Source organism: Bacillus safensis FO-36b (genome assembly GCF_000691165.1).
GTDB classification, from domain to species: domain Bacteria; phylum Bacillota; class Bacilli; order Bacillales; family Bacillaceae; genus Bacillus; species Bacillus safensis.
The window spans coordinates 617,845-635,718 of sequence record NZ_ASJD01000002.1 but is presented as its reverse complement, the minus strand read 5'-3'; the positions used below and the strand labels follow the sequence as shown (position 1 = coordinate 635,718).

Below are 17,874 nucleotides of genomic sequence, written 5' to 3'. Positions count from 1 at the left end.
GTTAATATTAGGAGGTAATTTAAATTGAAAAGACGTATCCCTTTTCTCATTATTTTTACTTTAATTGTATCGTTATTTTCACCGTCTGTAACATTCAATATTAATCGAGAGGCTTCTTCAAGAGACAAAAGTGTCCAAATTGGTTATAAAGAAGCCGATGCTGTATGGGGTCTTGTCATTCGAACTATTTTTGTAAACGGGGTGAAAGCAAGTAAACATTTGTATAAATCAATAAAATATGCCCCTAAATATCCTGCTGGTTTTAAAGCTGTTCAAAATGGGACTAAAAAAGTTACAGTAAATAATAAGAAGTTGTTATCTGAGTTAAAACAGATTGAAGGAGGGACTTGGAAAAAAGTATATAAAGATGGCTATAAAGACGGAAAAAAGGTTTCTGTACATTATTTTCAAAGTAAATCTGGTTTGGTGTATGATGTGAAAGTTAAAAAAGGTTGGAGTGTGAAATGATTTATGAATAAAATAGAACTAAGATATTCTTCACATGAAGATTTAGATAGGATTATTGTTATAAATATCATTGGTATAATCATATCGCTAAAAGAAGGTTTAATCACTATAGAAGAAGCGGAAAAGCTCATGTTCAGTCCACGAACAATCGATGTTTTAAAGAAGAAAGGGATAAATGAAGAACTGATAAATATACTTCATTTGGGAACAGAACTTGAAGATGTAGAAAGTTTAATACCACAAGAATTAAGTGATAGTTTAGAAGAAATAAGGGTAAAATGCTTAAAATTCCTGGAAAGAAATACAGAAAATGAAGTTAAAAATAATGTGGTAGATTATTGAGCTAAAAGTGTATATTATAAAATTTTGAGTAAATCTGTTTTCATCTATTGATCAAAACGATGAATTCATAAATAAAGAAGTCTGTGCAAACAGGCTTCTTTTTTATAAGATGGGAACATGAGGAAATGTATGCGCTCACATGAATAAGGAAGGAGTGAAGTCAATTGGCTTCTGTCAGTTTAAGTAGTATTGAAAAAATACGAGCAGCAAGCAGAGGATTGCCGCCAAAGCTGAAAGGAATTGCAGAACATATTACGAGTGAACCCGGCGACATTATTCATTTGTCTATTGTCGAGCTTGCCAAAAAGACAGCGAGCTCAGAGGCAACGATTTTTCGTCTTTGTAAAAGGCTTGGATTTGAGGGCTTTCAAGATTTGAAGATTGCAATTGCCCAGGAAATAGATCAAACAAAGCCTGATTATGTAGATGAAGAAATGAGTCTTGATGATGATACGGCCGTTTTTATGCAAAAGGTTTTTCAGGCGAATATATCTGCATTAAAGGATAGCTTTCAATTACTGAATCCAGAGGATGTAGAAAAAGCCATTCAAATCATTCATGAAGCAAAGCGCTTAGAGTTTTATGGGAGTGGCGGGTCCGGACTTATTGCAACAGACGCTTTTCATAAATTTATGAGGACAGGCATCAACTGTATTGTTCACACCGATTCCCATTTTCAAGCGATGTCTGCCGGTCTTCTCGACCAGCACAGTACAGTGATTGGTATATCTCATTCCGGCCGTAATAAAGATTTACTCGATGCGATGAAAACAGCAAAGGAAAAAGGAGCGAAAACCATCGGTATTACAAGTTATCAGCGCTCCCCATTGAGCCAGCTTGCTGATGTCACGTTGTATACTTCGACGCAAGAAACGGCTTTTCGAACAGAAGCGATGTCTGCAAGACTTGCTCAGCTCACTGTCATTGACGTACTATACTTTGCACTTGCTCACTTAAGACAGCAGGAAACTTTAACCAATTTAAAACAAATGAGAGAAACCATTTCACAAAAAAGGGTGTAATGGTTTCAAAAATAAATTTTTCTATTAGTGAAAAATGCCGTTGTGGTAACGATTTTGAGCTTTTAAGTGAAAATAATTTTCTTTTTAGTCGTTGAATGTCGAAAAAATTATTCCTATAATGGGATTTAACAGCTATATCAAAACAATAAAATATGATTTCAAATCAATGATTGGGCGTGATACAGATGAAGGGAAACCAGGCGGTAATTGGTTTGGATATTGGAACAACAAGTACAAAGGCGGTTCTGTTTGGACCACAGGGGAAAGTGATAGCAAAGCATTCGGTTCCTTATGATCTCATTCAGCCCCAGCCAGCATGGGTTGAACAGGACCCTGAACATATATTAGAAGCCGTCATTGCAAGTGTAAGAGGTGCGTTGACGAAAGCAGCATTTGATGCAAAACATCTCATAGGCGTCGGGATTAGTACAGCGATGCATTCCTTGATTGTGATGGATAAGGATGGCAAGGCGTTAACGAACAGTATCATTTGGGCAGATAACAGAAGTGCAGAACAAGCCAAGCGAATCACTTCAGACATGGACGGCTTCCAAGTGTATAAAAGAACCGGCACGCCGATTCATCCAATGTCACCGCTTTCAAAAATACGGTGGATCAAGGAAATGGCACCTGATGTCTTCAAGAAGGCAGCGAAATTCATTTCCATCAAAGAATATATTCTTTATCATTTCTTCGGTCAGTATGTCGTCGATTATTCAATCGCTTCAGCAACGGGACTGTTCCGTTTGGAAACGCTTCAATGGGATGAGCAGGCGCTGCGAATTGCTGGAATTGAGGCTGATCAATTGTCTGAACTTGTTCCCACGACGTATCAGCTGAGAGGGCTTCAGCCAGAGATCGCCCTGCGAATGGGCATTGCGGAAGATACACCATTTGTTGTTGGTGCGAATGATGGGGTTCTAGCGAACTTAGGTGTGGGAGCGATTGGAAAAGGTGAGGTGGCTGTCACGATTGGGACAAGCGGTGCAGTTCGTACGGTCGTGGACAAACCAATAACAGATGAACAATCAAGAACGTTCTGCTATGCGCTGACTGATAAGCATTGGGTGGTTGGAGGACCGACGAATAATGGCGGGATCATGCTGAGATGGCTGAAGGATGAATTTGGATCCTCGGAGGTAGAGGTAGCAAAGCGCCTTGGAGTGGACCCTTACGACCTGATGATTGACATTGCGAAAAAAGTTCCAGCCGGCTCAGAGGGGCTGCTGTTTCTGCCATTTTTAACAGGTGAGCGAGCACCTTATTGGAATCCAAATGCGAGAGGCACTTTCTTTGGGATTGGTCTTCAGCATAAGCGGGAGCATTTTATCAGAGCTGTGTTAGAAGGCGTCATTATGAGTGTTTTCTCAATCGGTGTGGCCTTAAGGGATTTAACCGGTTCAGCAAAGGATGTCAGGGCGTCGGGCGGATTTGCGCGATCTCCGCTGTGGCGGCAAATTTTAGCGGATACGATGGGCAGGGAAGTACTTGTTCCAGAAAGCTACGAGGCATCAGCACTTGGGGCGGCTGTGCTCGCACTTCATAGTTTAGGTTATATGGAAGAGATAGAAGAGGTTCAAGATTGGATTCGAATCTCTGCCCGTCATGAACCCAATATGGAGAACAATGAAACATACATAGAACTGTTTTACTTATATGAGCGTCTCTATGACAAACTCAAGGATGAATTTGATGTCATTAGTGCGCTTCAATTAAAACAAAATCATTAAACATCAGGGAAAAGGTGGGAGAGCATGCTTTTATTCATCGTGATTGCCGCAATTGTCCTTTTACTCATCCTCATAACAGTTGCTAAGTTGAATCCGTTTGTGAGTTTAATTATTACCTCTATGTTAGTCGGCTTTGCCACAGGGATGGACCTGCAGGAAATCATTCAATCCATCAAAACGGGGTTAGGCAATACGTTATCATTGCTGGCCATAGTTCTAGCGCTTGGAACCATGCTTGGGAAAATGATGGCTGAATCAGGTGGAGCTGAGCGGATTGCTCACACATTAATCGGCCGGTTTGGGACGAAAAATGTGCATTGGGCGATGATGTTTGTTGCCTTTATTGTGGGAATACCTGTCTTTTTCCAGGTCGGATTCGTTCTTCTCATTCCTTTATTGTTTACGATTGCGATTGAAACGGGCATCTCGCTCGTGACAATTGGGATTTCGCTCATTGCTGGATTGTCTGTCGTTCATGGTCTTGTGCCGCCTCATCCAGCTGCCATGGCAGCTGTCGGCATCTATCATGCCAACGTGGGGAAAACCATCTTCTTTTCCATTATTGTCGGTTTGCCGACAGCTATTATTGCTGGGCCGCTGTATGGAAAGTGGATTGGAAAGCGGATTCATAAACCAGTTCCAGAGCTGCTGAGAAAGCAATTTACTGAACGCAATGAAGATCGAAAACTTCCCGGCTTTGCAAATACGATGTTTACGATTTTGGTGCCAGTGATTTTAATGCTTCTTGCCACACTGGCGGATATTATTTTACCAGAGGACAATATTTGGTATCAGGTATTTAAGTACATTGGAGATCCAATTACAGCGCTACTGATTGCAACGGTGTATTCTTTCTTCAGTCTTGGCTTTGTGCAAGGAATGAGCCGTGACCGGGTGCTTTCCTTTAGTAATGAGTGTTTAGGACCGATTGCTTCCATTTTGCTTGTCATTGGAGCAGGCGGGGCTTTCAATAATGTGCTCATCGATTCGGGTGTTGGTGAATATATTGCGGATTTAGCCAAGCATTCGCCAATCTCGCCAATTTTGCTTAGCTGGCTGATTGCTGCGGTTATTCGTGTGGCAACAGGTTCTGCTACGGTCTCCATGATGACGGCAGCAGGTATTGTCGCACCGATTGCTGCAACTATGCCGGATGTGAGCAGAGAGCTTCTAGTGTTAGCAACAGGGGCGGGTTCGTTGATTTTGTCTCACGTCAATGACTCTGGTTTTTGGCTGATCAAAGAGTATTTTGGTATGACCATTAAAGAAACGTTTTTGACATGGACGGCTATGGAGACGATCATTTCCGTTAGTGCCATTGCATTTATTATGATCATTAATATGTTTATATAGCGAAACACAACAGCCTGATTCTGCGGAATTGGGCTGTTTTTGCTTTTGGCAATACCACCTTTGTCAGATTGGGGTAAAATAAAGATATTGAGAAGCGGGAGGCGGACACGATCGAACCATTAAAACACGTTTATCATGAATTATTTATTGAAGAATTAGCGGAGAAACTTGCACAAGCGTCGACTGGGTTTGATGCTGAAGAATTCCAGCGGCTTGTGTTTCAAAAGGATTGGCAGCAGCTTGAGTTAAAAGGCAGAATGAGAAGAGTCACTGAATCGATGCATGCCTGTCTGCCTAAGGATTATGAGAAGGCCATTGAAGTGCTGCGTCAGACAGCCCCGCATTTTTCAGGACTTAGTGCGCTTGTATTTCCAGACTACGTCGAAACATATGGCCTAGCACATTGGGATATCTCGATCAAGGCGCTCGAATTCTTTACGCCTTTTTCCACTTCTGAATTTGCCGTTCGGCCTTTTCTGATTCAGGATCAAGACAAAATGCTGGCGCAAATGCTTGTATGGTCACAGAATCAAAATGAGCATATTCGGCGGCTGGCTAGTGAAGGATGCAGACCACGTTTGCCATGGGGATTAACTGTTCCTGCGCTTAAAAAGAATCCTTCGGTTACGCTGCCTATTTTAGAAAACTTGAAGTCGGACCCAGCGCGCTATGTGCAAAAAAGTGTAGCGAACCACCTAAATGATATTTCTGCAATTCAGCCTGATTTGATGAAGAAGACGGCTAAAAGCTGGTATGGAACGAATGAACATACGACCTGGATCATCAAACATGCATCTCGTACTTTACTAAAAAAAGGCGATCCAGATATCATGGCTTTGTTTGGCTATGGGGATGATCCATCTGTTCAAGTAACAGATTTGAAAGTAGTGCAAGACCCTATTCGTATTGGAGAGAAAATGACCTTTCAATTTACACTTCAGGCCGCTAAGCCACTAAAGCTGCGTGTAGAGTATGCCATAGACTATGTCAAAGCTCGGGGTACCCGCAATCAAAAGGTATTTAAAATCACAGAGTTTGAAACAAGTTCAGCGTTACATAGAGAATTTATCCGGTCACAGTCCTTTCAAAATATGACGACGAGAAAACATTATGAGGGAACCCATACTTTAACGATTATCATCAACGGCATTCCAAAAGCGTCGGTTGATTTTGAGGTAACAGAAGATAGCAGCTCATAAAAAAACCCGCCAATTCGGCGGGTTTTGGCGTTTAAGCCTTCTTTTTCATTAAGAATGAAGCGATGATGGCAGCGACTAAGAAACCAATGCTGATAATGGAGCTAGGCAGGTTTTCTTGTCTGAATAGGAACAAAACAAAGCTCAAACTGAGTACAAGACCTGCAAATAAAGTTAAATATGGAAACAGCCACACCTTGAAATACGGCTCCTGTGGATATTTTGGACGCAGTTTCAGATGTGCCATACAAATGCTGATCCAAATGAGTGAAACAGCAAAACCAGGAATAGCCAGCATATAGCTGAAAATTTGGTCCGGATATAAGTAAGCAAAAAATGTTCCGATAAGAAGAAATAGAACGGTAACCCATAAACTTAAAATGGGTACGCCTCTTTTGTTGACTCGTGCCAGTTTTTTCGGACCGCCGTCTGATTTAGCCAGAGAATGAATCATTCTCGTCGTTCCATAAATTCCGGAATTAGCCGCAGATAGAACGGCTGTAATCAAGACGAAATTAATGAAGTGAGAGGCGCCTTGCATACCAGCAGCAGAAAAGACTTGGACAAAAGGACTGTTATTTGGGTCAATTTGATTCCAAGGAATAAGGCCGCAGATGATCAAAATCGGCAATGTGTAAAATAAGATAATCCGCCACATCATACTTTTGACTACTCCAGGCAGGACCTTCTCCGCATCCTTTGTTTCAGTAATGGTCAGCCCGATCAATTCAGAGCCTCCATAAGAGAAAATAACCACTAAAAGTGATGCAAAGATCGCACCCCATCCGTTCGGGACGAAGTTTTGATAGTTGGTAAAGGCTGGTGTGCTTTGTTCGTTTGGAATGATCCCAAATAATAATGCTGCACCAAGAATAATAAAGACAATAATAACGAAAATCTTCATTCCAGCGAACCAAAACTCAATTTCACCAAAGTATTTTACATTATTTAAGTTAATTCCGATGACTAAGAGTGAACAAAGTAAACATAGTGACCATAGCGGCACGTTCGGCAGCCAGTATTGAAGCAGACTGCCAGCTGCAATAATCTCAATGACACATACAGTGAGCCACATAAAACAATAAACCCAGCCGACGACAAATGAAAAACGTTGACCAAGCGCAATTTGTATAAGGTCGCGAAGATTATTTCCCGGATACACAATGGCCATTTCGGCTAATGCTGCCATCACAATGAGGAGCAGCAATCCAGCAAATACATAGGAAAAAATGACCCCAGGGCCTGCTAAACCAATTGTATCGGCACTTCCTTTAAAGATTCCTGTACCAATGACCCCGCCCATCGCAATCATGCGAATGTGACGCGGTGATAAAAGCTTTTTTAATTCTTGTTGCTCCTGATTCGCGCTCATGACGTTCTCCTTTTTTAAAAATGCTTATGTTCCATTTTCTTTTTTCAAGACGTCAGTGTCAATATAAAAAAAGAGATTTTTCAGACAAAAATAGTGGTTGATTCTATCAAAACATATACTTATATCCATAATCCCCTTATTTCATCCATATTCTAAAAATGAAACTTCAAATAAATGAACATTTGCCTTATTTATGACATAAACAATTTTCAGTTTTTGTCGATATATCTTTTGTATTACTAAAGTCCTAATAAAGAATTGTTTATAACTGTAAAATATTTCAAAAATGTAAGAGTTGAAAGGAGTTATGAAAGATGTTTATGAAAAAAGCAAATGATTCATCGGCTGGAATCCTTCTGAGTGAAAGCAGCCAATTAATAGAAAGAATCGAAAAGGGAGACCTTTCAGCAAGATTAGATACTGCTGCATTCTCTTCAAGCCAAACGATAGAAGCGGTAGCGCAAATTAATGAAGCTTTGCAAAAGATGCAGGAAGCTCATGAAAATATTCAAATGCGGGTGGAATTAGTGACAAAAGCCATTCAAGTTGGCTTATGGGATATGGTCGTCATCGCTGGAGACCCGGTCAATCCAAAAAATGAATTCACATGGACGGATGAATTCCGCAGAATGCTCGGCTTTCAAAATGAGCACGATTTTCCAAATCTATTAGACAGCTGGGCATCTCGAATACATCCGGATGAACAAGAATATACATTAGATGCATTTTCTTCGCATTTATTGGATCATTCAGGGCGTACGCCATATGATATCGAATATCGCTTAAAGTTAAAAAATGGAGATTATCGCTGGTTCAAAGCAACTGGAACGACCGTTCGTGATCGAAATGGTGTCCCTCTTCGTGTGGCGGGAGCTCTTTTTGATATCCATGATCAGAAATTGAAAGAAGAAGAGCTGCAAGCATTCGTCACAAGATATGACTTAATCAACCGTGCGCTTGTCGAAGCTCCTTGGGACATGGTGGTAGAGGCCGGTGATCCAGTCAATCCAAATAACGAATTTTGGTGGTCTCCGCAGTTCAGAAAAACGCTTGGTTTTACAGACGAAAAAGATTTCCCGAACGTGTTAAGCAGCTGGAGCGACCGTCTGCATCCTGAAGATCAAGAAATGGCTCTTCAAGCCTTTGCAGATCATTTAAATGACCACTCTGGACGCACACCGTTTGATATTGATTACAGATTGCAGCGCAAAAATGGGGAGTACCGCTGGTATCATGCGGGTGGTGAAACCATTCGTGATGAAAAAGGTGTTCCTCTTCGTGTGGCAGGAACCATTCGTGACATCACGTTAGAAAAAAACAAAGAGAAAACAGCGAATGAAATGGCTTCACAAGTAGAACAGCTTTCAAGTTCTATTAGCGAGATGGTATCGGGCATTAGCTCTGTGACAAATCAAGCACAGGAGCTTGCTGTTGCTCAAGAGCAGTCAACGTCTGCCGCAAATCTAGCAAAAAATAGTGCAGATGAAACGAAAAACATTTCTGACTTAATCAAAGAAGTGGCGAACCAAACGAACCTGCTTGGTCTGAATGCTGCAATCGAAGCAGCTAGAGCTGGTGAACAGGGCCGCGGATTCTCTGTTGTTGCAGATGAAGTACGGAAGCTGGCGCTGCATAGTGCCAATGCAACGGAAAATATCGAATCTAGTTTAACGGAAATGAAAACACAAATTGATGAAATTCTTGAAAATATCTCGAATATGACAGCTCTTACGCAAACACAGGCTGCTTTAACAGAGCAAGTGAATGCTGCAGTCGATGAAGTGAATCACATGTCTCAGCGTCTTGTGGCGTATTCAAAGAGTATTTAATCGTGAAAAACCGCCCTCTCATAGAAGGCGGTTTTTTTCATTAAATTTGATCTGCTGGGAAAACAATACCTGCATCTTTTCTTGCGGCATCAAGAACTTTCATCACGGAGAGACTTTCATCAAGCCATGCATAGCACTGTTCATGATTTTTTGTTTCAATGATCTGCTGAAAAGCTTCTGCTTCATAAAACAGCCGATTTGGATTCGTTTGTGCATTGAGTGAGATGACCCTGTCATCAACATGCAGCAGCACTTCCTCGCACCCATTCGCCCCATTTTTTACATGAATGAAGCCTTTTTCTCCTTGAATCAATGCAAAGTTCATGCTGCTTGTATCCTTACTGCCGACACTTGTCGCAATAAAATCATTGTAAGTGAACGTCAAAACACCAGATGTGTCAATACCGTTTGGATGGCGGTTTGCCTGATATCGGACTTGCTCTGGTGATCCAAAGAGGTTCATGATGAAATGGACATTATAGATGTTAATATCCATCAGCGCCCCTCCAGAGAACTCAGGGTTAAAGACATTTGGCGTTTCGCCGGCTAGCAGCTGATTATATTTGCTTGAATATTGACTATAGTTGCATTGAACCAGTTTGATTTTACCTAATTGATGAAGGTGCTTTTTGATCAAATGATAGTTTGGCATATGAATGGTCGTAATGGCTTCAAATAGGAGAAGCTGCTTTTCCTTTGCGAGAGCGATTAAGGCTTCCAGCTCTTTCACATTAGAGGTGAAAGGCTTTTCGCATATCACATGTTTTCCGTGTTTCAATGCTTTCGTTGCATGCTCGCTATGTAAACGATTCGGTGATGCGATGTAAACGGCTTCTACGTGAGGATCTTCTAGCATAGCAGTTAGATCCGTATAAGTTGTCTGCACCCCAAATTTGTCTGCGAGCTTCTTTGCCGTTGCTTCCTTTCTTGAATAGACAGCGTGACAAGAAGCACCGTCGAGCTGTTCAACCGCTTGCAGGAAGCCTTCCACAATGATACCTGTTCCGATGGTTGCGATGTTCATTCTCAAAACCCCTTCCACTCGTTTAAGCTGACTCTAGTATAACCGATGTTTTCATTGAACGTGTACTGAGATACCTGAGCGAAGTTGTGCCAGTGATCAACACCGGCACAACTTTGGCAGCCCTTACAATCAGCTGATGTTTGCTAATGTTTGTTTTGTTAACAATTGAATAGCTGCCTTCCTTTTTTTTAACTCTTGAATAGAGTGCTGGATATCTTCGACTTTTTGCTCGAGCAGCTGTTCAGCTTCTGTTTTTGACTTTTTTTCGAAAAGTGATTTGATAATTTCACGAATTTCTTTAAGCGAGAAATCTAGCTTTCTCGCTTCCGTGATAAATGACAGCATGAGTACATATTTTTTATCATATAGACGATAGCCGTTATGTGCTCTCTTTGGCTCTGGGAGCACTCCCTCATTTTCGTAAAAACGAATGGTTTCAATATGTACACCAGACATTTTTGACAATTTACCTCTCGTAAACGTAATCATTCCCTGCACCTCCTTTCTTTGCTATCCATCATACAATTAGATTTACTCGTTTCAAAACATTCTATGGTGGTGGACAAATGTTCTGTTTTACTAGTTTCAAATGGGGGATCAGCGCGATGAATAGAATGCGTTATAATAGAGTAGACTCATGTGATATTTGTTACAGATATGAACAAGTAGACAGCGTGAAGAAAAAACGATAGGCTAAAATAGGTAAATAGTAATGAAATAACCTGTCATCATCGTAATGGTGGCTCAAAATAGTGACAGCACGTTTTTGCTGAGAAAAGGGGACCAGTGAATGTATAAATTAGTCGCAATTGATATGGATGGTACGTTATTAAATGATCAACATATGGTACCGGATGAAGTGTTTGAAGCCATTCAAAAGGCTAAGGCAGAAGGAATTAAAATTGTCTTATGTACAGGCCGGCCGATTGGCGGAGTAAATCGCTATTTAGCTGATCTTCAGCTTAATCAAGAGGGAGATTATGTGATCGCGTATAATGGAGCACTTGTTCAAAACAGCCATACAAATGAAGTGGTGTCAGAGCTGACATTATCCTATGATGACTTAGCTTCTTTATATGAATTGAGCCGTCAGCTGGACACGCCGATGCATTATTTCGATTCAGCCAATTTATACACACCGAATCGCGATATTAGTGAATACACAGTTCTTGAATCCTATTTAACAAAACTGCCGCTTAAGTATTTACCTGTCGAAGAGGCAGATTCATCTATGAGGCTTCCGAAGATGATGTATATTGATCAGCCAGAACGTTTGGAAAAAACGATACAAGCCATCCCATCTGAAGTGAAGGAAAAGTATATGATGGTGAAAAGTACAGATTTCTTCCTTGAAATCCTGCATCCTGATGTGAGTAAGGGAAATGCCGTGAAGCTTCTAGCGAAGGAGCTGGGAATTCCTCGTGAAGAAGTCATGGCTATTGGTGATAACGGGAACGACGTCTCAATGCTAGAGTTTGCGGGCTGCGGCGTCGCTATGGGAAATGCCATTGATGATGTCAAAGCCGTAGCAGATGTTGTAACAAAGTCTAATAATGAAGCCGGAGTAGCACATGTCCTGCATGAGCTGGTTTTAGGAAAATAAGAAAAGAGCGGTCTGCCAGTGCGGTAGCCGCTTTTTTATATATTGGAGAAAAAGTAAACAAGCATACGTCTGCTGCTTAAATTCGTCTTTTGCAGCATCGCTTTCACATGATCATGAACGGTATGGGGTGAAATATATAACGTACTCGCAATTTCCTTTGTCGACTGGCCCTTTAATAAGCAGTCGAGGACGTTCATCTCTCTTTCTGTCAGCCTGTACGTTTTCGCTGCATAAGGAAGAATATCATTTGTTTGGGCTCGTTTGATGTGAATCATGACAGCCTTCTCCTGCCTGTCAGCCTGCGCCAATCGAAAGGCTTGAAGGGAAAGAAAGACCCCCGTAGGCATTCTTGTGATGCTTGCTGCTGTTTGATCGGTGCCGCTGTATAAAAGTTTAGCGCCTAATGCTCTGAACGGCCGGGGCATGACGGCTTGGTCATGGATTTGCTCAAAGACTTGAAATGTATGAAGCCAATGGAGCCCTGTCTCATTTCCATAAAGAAGCTTGTAATGAGTTGTAAGAATGAGAAATCCTTGCTGCTCCGCCGCATCATCATTTTCAGTTTCCTTTTTTTTGAAAATCTCATCTCTCAGCTTGGCTGCAAGTGACGGTGTTAGATCGATGACTGCTTGTATATCTCGCTTCCGAAAAGGTTCCTTGCCCTGTTGACGATAAAGACTGGCGATACCCCAGCATTCTCCTTGAATCACAAGGGCTGCCCGCAATTCATCAGACCAACCGTTAGGTATCAAAATATGCAGATAGCGCTCGCTGCTCAGATATTCTCCGCTTTGGACGAGACTCGCAGCATGAATAGGGCCTTTGGCTAGAAACTCATGCTGATGCACGTCCTTTTTTAAAAATTCATTTTGAAAGAGCTGGTCATGAATTTCTTCAATCGGTTCATCAGTGTAGGAACCTGTCGAGAGGAGAGTGGCTGGATCGATGGTTGTGATACAGGCGGCATCAAATTCAATGACAGCAGCAAGCTCGTCCCGAATGTGCTGCCTTAGCTGCTGAAAATGAGTGGCTGGATTGACCACATGATCTCCTCCTCAAAAACCCCCACTTTTAGGGATCGTTTTTTCTGGTGCCTCTTTTTACAATAAAGATGTCATATCGTTAGTGTACAGGAAACGATGGAAAGCGGAAAGGAACTGGAGGAGAATCATATGAAAGGAAACCAGCATTGGCACGACCCTGTTGCTGAATCATACGCAGCAACGATTTCACATAAAGTACCCGGCTATCACCTTTTGCATGAGTTAACAGTAGATGTATTAGAAACTGAAATAAAGGGAGCGGCCTCTCGTATTCTAACTGTCGGAGCGGGTGGGGGCGAAGAGATCATCAACATGCTTCAGAGAAAAGAAGACTGGCTCATCACAGGAGTCGATCCCTCTGCATCTATGCTGGATATGGCGAAACAGCGGGTTTCAAAGCTCCATATGGAGACGCGTGTCACATGGTATGAGACCGCATTAAACAAGGTGTCTGCTGAAGCTGTTTACGATGCCGCAGTGAGCCTGCTCGTGATTCATTTTGTAGAAAATCGGCTGCCATTTTTACAGGAGATTGCACAAAGGCTTCAACCAGGGGCCCCGTTTGTACTCGCATTTATACAAGGAGAGATGAATTCCAGCGCATTTCAGCAAGAGCTTCATATGCTGTCTCTTTTCATGAAGCGGCAAGGTCTAGGAAAAGAAGTGTTTTCGTCCTTTCATGACAGACTGGGACGTGCAACATATCCTGTGCCTGAGGAGGAAATGAGGGGACATTTAATTGAGGCGGGGTTTCGAGACATCAGACCTTATTTTCAGGCAGGAATGATCAAAGGGCTTGTTTGCAAGCGAGGTCGTAGAAAGGCGGATGAGAGATGAGATCACAGGTAATGGTAATTGGCGGCTATGGACATGTCGGACAGCAAATATGTCTACAGTTAAGTGAAGTGTATAAAGGGCAAATTGTTGCGGCGGGGAGAAGCTATGAGAAGGCTGAACAATTTTCACAGCAGACCAAAGGCAGAGTCCGTCCTTACAAACTAGATGTTAGAAAGCCATTAGATTCTGACTGGATGAATGAAACAAAGCTGGTGATCATGTGTCTCGATCAAGAAGACACGTCATTTGCTGAAACCGTTCTGCGGGCAGGCATTGATTATATCGATATTTCTGCAAAAGGGGCGTATATGGAGCAAATGGCACAGCTGGATCAGCAGCAAATCAGTGCAACGGCTTTGCTCAGTGTAGGCCTCGCGCCCGGTCTTACAAATTTATTAGCTGCGAAAGCGGCTTCTATGCTTTCATCAGTGGATCAAATAGATATTGGGATTATGCTTGGATTGGGGGATCAGCATGGAAAAGCCGCGATTGAATGGACGATTGATCATGTCCATACTGAATATGAACTCACTGAACATGATCAGCAGAAAAGAGTGAAAAGCTTTACTGGAGGCAGACCGGTCAACTTTGGTGGACAGCTTGGAAAGCGGTATGCCTATCGATTCCCCTTCTCTGATCAACAGACATTGCCTTCCACAATTCATGTGCCATCTGTGACGACAAGGCTTTGTTTTGATTCACGTCTAGCGACGGGTGCATTGGCCTTCACAAGGAGCCTTGGACTGACGTCGTTCCTTACATTACCGAAAATGAAGGATCGAGCCATTTCAATGATACAATCTTCTCAAGTGGGAACAGATCAATATGCGGTCAAAGTGGAAGCGGCAGGGACGGATGGGAAAATGGTTCATCATGCAGCGCTTGGAATAAAAGGACACGACGAGTCTCAAGCAACAGCTCAAGTCGCCTGTGCTGCGGCCCTGCATTTATTGAACAAGCGGTTTCAGCCAGGGATTTTTCATATTGAAGAATTATTTTCACTAGCATATGAGAACGGGCATTTTGCTTTGGTGGATCAAAAAACAAAGGAAGAACAGACATTAGCGATAAGGGCCAGCCTTTTGACGGCATAAAAGAAGACTAGCATTCTGCTAGTCTTTTTATGATGACGTTGACACATCCCCTTTTTTCTTAATGCTTGCTGTGATGAGCTGTGTCAGTGTGTCAGAACCTTTTTTTGAAAGGTGGACACCATCGGACTGAAAATAGGATGGCTGTCCAGTAGCGGCTGAATGCCAATCGACCAAGGTGACATTTTGATCTTGATCAGCCACTCGCTGAATGACCGCATTCACATCATTTTCCCATGACCTTGGAACCCTCGTATTCACTAGGAAAATATGTGCCTTAGAAAAGTTTTGAATGAATGCTTTCAGCGTGTCCTCAGTAAAATAACCATTTGTGCCGAGTTCAATGATAACAGCGGCATCAGATTGATTAAATGATTTGTATTGAGGGGCAATGCTGACGGCTTCGTTCATTTGTCTGCCAACTTTCCCATCGATGGTGATTTGTTTATATGCTTTTTCTAGATTCGGCGCAATGTCTAACATGACAGAATCACCAATGGCAAGAACTTGGTGAAATTGTTTTTGATCAGCTGCTTTTTTCTCGTGCTTTTCTTTCTTTTTCTTCGCTATTGATTCCGGTGGTTCGGCTGTTTTTTTCGGTGCTGTCTTAATTTGCGTCACTTCCTTCACATGTGGGGTGGAAGTGGACGAGTTAGACATGCCAATGATAAATAAGATCAAAAGAGCTGCGGTGATTCCAAGGAACACCTTATTAGATGTAGACCACTGTTTGATTCCTTTTTTCCAAATAGACCAAGAAGAAAAATATTGTCTGAAGCCATGCTGGCGGATCGGCTGTTCGATGAAGCGATAGGAAGCCTCAGCAACTAGTAAAATGGCGATGAGCTGTAATGTGACACGCGCTATGGAAGGCTGTCCAATTTCAATGACCGGTGTGGTCAGTACGATAATGGGGTAATGCCACAGATAAATACCATAAGACCGCTTACCTAGCCAGACGAGCGGCTGAAAGGACAGCCATTTCCCTATAAGACTTGCAGGGTGGCAGACGCACCCAATTAAGATGGCCGCATTCAGACAGAATAAAAGCATGCCGCCCTGATAGAGAAAGGCATCGAAATCGTCCACTGCATAAACACAAAAAAGGAAAATCGCAAACGAACCGAAACCGGCAATATGTAAAATACGTCTGCCAACAGGAAGTAATCTTTTGCTGGATAGTCTTTGCATAGGCCACACAAATGCCAGGCTGCATCCAATCAGGAGCGCAAATGCACGAGTATCTGTTCCATAATAAACCCTGCTTGGATCGGTATCTGGTGAATAAAGAATCGCCATCCATAAGGCAGAGACAAGTGCAAGTCCAAAGGTGATCATAGGCAGATGGGATCTGTTTTTTACCCATTTCAGCCCTGCAATCAACAGTACCGGCCAAATGATATAAAATTGCTCTTCTATTGCCAGAGACCACAAATTTTTCAGTGGAGATAGGGCATTGAAGCTATCAAAATATGAAAGCTGGTGAAAAATGTACCACCAGTTACTGACATAAAAAAAGGACGATATGGCATCGCCACGAATGGACAATAATGCATTTGATCCAGCAATCGCGCACCAGCTGACGGTTATAAAAATCATGATGTAAGCGGCTGGAAGAAGCCTCCTGATCCGTCCCATCCAAAATGGCAAAAGCTCTTGATAGCCTAAATCCTGCTTATGTAACAAGATCGTTGTAATCAAGTAACCAGAAATGACAAAAAATAAATCAACGCCAAGAAACCCACCGCTTGCGGGTCCGATATGTAAGTGATAAGCAATGACTGCCAATACAGCAACGGCTCTTAGTCCATCTAATCCTAAAATATAACGAAAACGATTTTCCTTGCTGTTCATGAAAATGAATCCCCCATCAATGTCAAACGCTTCTTTTTGTTGTTCATTCAAAAGAGCAACGATTCTTTTATTTTATATAAGATTAGACGAATCAGCATTACATTTTGTTGGCGAATTTCTGTCTTTTTTAAAATTTTTTTAATTGATGGGTTAAGAGATGTCGAATTTGATACTCAAAACCAAAATCCCTGTCATAATAAATGAAGAAGGAAAGGGGATGTGTTGAATGAGAACGATCGAAAATGATCAGTTATTGGTTCAGATTCATGAAAAGGGAGCGGAGGTCAGGGAGGTGCTTGACAAGGAAAGCGGGCGTCACTATATGTGGTCTGGTGATCCAGCTTATTGGGGCAGGGTGTCGCCTGTCTTATTTCCGATTGTTGGGCGATTAATGAATGACCAATACAAGATTGACGATCAAACCTTTGAGCTCACGCAGCATGGATTTTTGCGTGATGTCAATTTTGATTTATATGAAGAAACGAAGCATTCGGTGACCTTTCAATATGAATCAAGAGGCCGGCATGTGAAGCAATACCCGTATGAATTTACAGCGCGAATTCGTTATGAACTATTGGAAAATGGACTGAAGATTTCCTGGGAAATTGATCATGACGGAGAGGATACGATGTATTTCTCCATTGGAGGGCACCCAGCATTTCGCATTCCTCTTGTTGAAGGCGAGCAAACAGCAGATTATTCACTCACATTGACACCTTCCACTGATCATCTCCCTGTGCAATATGAACTGCGGAATTCACTTGTCAGGGAGAAAGAAAAAGGCATTCAGCTTGAGCCGATCCAGCTTCGGCCAGAGCTTTTTCAGCATGATGCGATGATTTTTAGCCATATCAATCGAGTGTCATTGACTTCCAAAGGAGGTCACGGGGTTGAGGTTGATCTCACTGGCTTTCCTTTCGTTGGCATTTGGTCACCTTTTGATCAAGAAAAAGGAACGATGGCTCCTTTTGTTTGTATTGAGCCTTGGTATGGCATCGCCGATATGGAAGGGACGAATGGGCAGTATAAAGAGAAGTTTGGTATTCAAACATTAGAAAAGAATGAGACCTTTCATGCCGCTTATACGATTTTCTTCAAATGAACATTTGT

General features: G+C 42.1%; 16 protein-coding genes. 11 read left to right on the top strand and 5 right to left on the bottom strand.

Annotated features, from left to right (window positions below; translation table 11 throughout):
* Window positions 1–24: 24 nt before the first annotated feature.
* From BA81_RS07640 to BA81_RS07615, 6 genes are all read left to right on the top strand, one after another.
* The gene (locus BA81_RS07640; protein ID WP_024427564.1) at window positions 25–468 is read left to right on the top strand and encodes a hypothetical protein; all 444 of its coding nucleotides are present in this window, start codon (window positions 25–27) and stop codon (window positions 466–468) included.
* Between the two features lie 3 nt (window positions 469–471).
* The gene (locus tag BA81_RS07635) at window positions 472–810 is read left to right on the top strand and encodes a DUF3969 family protein (RefSeq protein WP_051627327.1); all 339 of its coding nucleotides are present in this window, start codon (window positions 472–474) and stop codon (window positions 808–810) included.
* A gap of 164 nt (window positions 811–974) precedes the next feature.
* Window positions 975–1,832: a MurR/RpiR family transcriptional regulator gene (locus tag BA81_RS07630; RefSeq protein ID WP_024423955.1), complete on the top strand. Its 858-nt coding sequence runs from the start codon at window positions 975–977 to the stop codon at window positions 1,830–1,832.
* 185 nt (window positions 1,833–2,017) lie between these two features.
* A complete protein-coding gene (gene gntK, locus BA81_RS07625) occupies window positions 2,018–3,562 on the top strand; it encodes a gluconokinase (protein ID WP_024423954.1) in 1,545 nt (514 codons plus the stop codon).
* Between the two features lie 24 nt (window positions 3,563–3,586).
* Window positions 3,587–4,915, top strand: a complete 1,329-nt coding sequence (locus BA81_RS07620; RefSeq protein WP_034281397.1) for a GntP family permease — start codon at window positions 3,587–3,589, stop codon at window positions 4,913–4,915.
* 110 nt (window positions 4,916–5,025) lie between these two features.
* The gene (locus tag BA81_RS07615; RefSeq protein WP_034281396.1) at window positions 5,026–6,114 is read left to right on the top strand and encodes a DNA alkylation repair protein; all 1,089 of its coding nucleotides are present in this window, start codon (window positions 5,026–5,028) and stop codon (window positions 6,112–6,114) included.
* Between the two features lie 31 nt (window positions 6,115–6,145).
* Here BA81_RS07615 and BA81_RS07610 read toward each other — a convergent pair whose 3' ends face one another.
* Window positions 6,146–7,483: an amino acid permease gene (locus BA81_RS07610; protein ID WP_034281395.1), complete on the bottom strand. Its 1,338-nt coding sequence runs from the start codon at window positions 7,481–7,483 to the stop codon at window positions 6,146–6,148.
* 314 nt (window positions 7,484–7,797) lie between these two features.
* Between BA81_RS07610 and BA81_RS07605 the strand changes: the two genes are divergently transcribed.
* Window positions 7,798–9,312, top strand: coding sequence for a methyl-accepting chemotaxis protein (locus tag BA81_RS07605; protein ID WP_034281394.1), 1,515 nt, complete (start codon window positions 7,798–7,800; stop codon window positions 9,310–9,312).
* A gap of 40 nt (window positions 9,313–9,352) precedes the next feature.
* Here the strand turns inward: BA81_RS07605 and BA81_RS07600 are convergent, their stop codons facing one another.
* Together BA81_RS07600 and BA81_RS07595 are read right to left on the bottom strand one after the other, a co-directional pair.
* Window positions 9,353–10,336 (bottom strand): Gfo/Idh/MocA family protein, encoded by a 984-nt coding sequence (locus BA81_RS07600; protein ID WP_034281393.1) that lies wholly within the window; start codon window positions 10,334–10,336, stop codon window positions 9,353–9,355.
* A gap of 129 nt (window positions 10,337–10,465) precedes the next feature.
* Entirely contained in the window at window positions 10,466–10,825 is a 360-nt protein-coding gene (locus BA81_RS07595; RefSeq protein WP_024423948.1) for a MerR family transcriptional regulator, read from the bottom strand.
* A 301-nt stretch (window positions 10,826–11,126) separates the two neighbouring features.
* Between BA81_RS07595 and yidA the strand changes: the two genes are divergently transcribed.
* Entirely contained in the window at window positions 11,127–11,939 is an 813-nt protein-coding gene (gene yidA / locus BA81_RS07590) for a sugar-phosphatase (protein ID WP_034281392.1), read from the top strand.
* Between the two features lie 35 nt (window positions 11,940–11,974).
* Here the strand turns inward: yidA and BA81_RS07585 are convergent, their stop codons facing one another.
* Window positions 11,975–12,982 (bottom strand): helix-turn-helix transcriptional regulator, encoded by a 1,008-nt coding sequence (locus BA81_RS07585; RefSeq protein WP_034281391.1) that lies wholly within the window; start codon window positions 12,980–12,982, stop codon window positions 11,975–11,977.
* Window positions 12,983–13,111: 129 nt separating this feature from the next.
* On the opposite strand from BA81_RS07585, the gene BA81_RS07580 reads away from it, so the two are divergent.
* Window positions 13,112–13,819 (top strand): class I SAM-dependent methyltransferase, encoded by a 708-nt coding sequence (locus BA81_RS07580; RefSeq protein ID WP_034281390.1) that lies wholly within the window; start codon window positions 13,112–13,114, stop codon window positions 13,817–13,819.
* The gene (locus BA81_RS07575) at window positions 13,816–14,913 is read left to right on the top strand and encodes a saccharopine dehydrogenase family protein (protein ID WP_034281389.1); all 1,098 of its coding nucleotides are present in this window, start codon (window positions 13,816–13,818) and stop codon (window positions 14,911–14,913) included. The genes BA81_RS07580 and BA81_RS07575 overlap by 4 nt, the downstream gene beginning before the upstream one ends.
* 27 nt (window positions 14,914–14,940) lie before the next feature.
* Here the strand turns inward: BA81_RS07575 and BA81_RS07570 are convergent, their stop codons facing one another.
* Window positions 14,941–16,764: an acyltransferase family protein gene (locus tag BA81_RS07570; RefSeq protein WP_034281466.1), complete on the bottom strand. Its 1,824-nt coding sequence runs from the start codon at window positions 16,762–16,764 to the stop codon at window positions 14,941–14,943.
* Window positions 16,765–16,990: 226 nt separating this feature from the next.
* Between BA81_RS07570 and BA81_RS07565 the strand changes: the two genes are divergently transcribed.
* On the top strand, window positions 16,991–17,866 hold the full coding sequence (locus tag BA81_RS07565) for an aldose 1-epimerase family protein (protein WP_034281388.1): 876 nt from the start codon (window positions 16,991–16,993) through the stop codon (window positions 17,864–17,866).
* Window positions 17,867–17,874: the final 8 nt, after the last annotated feature.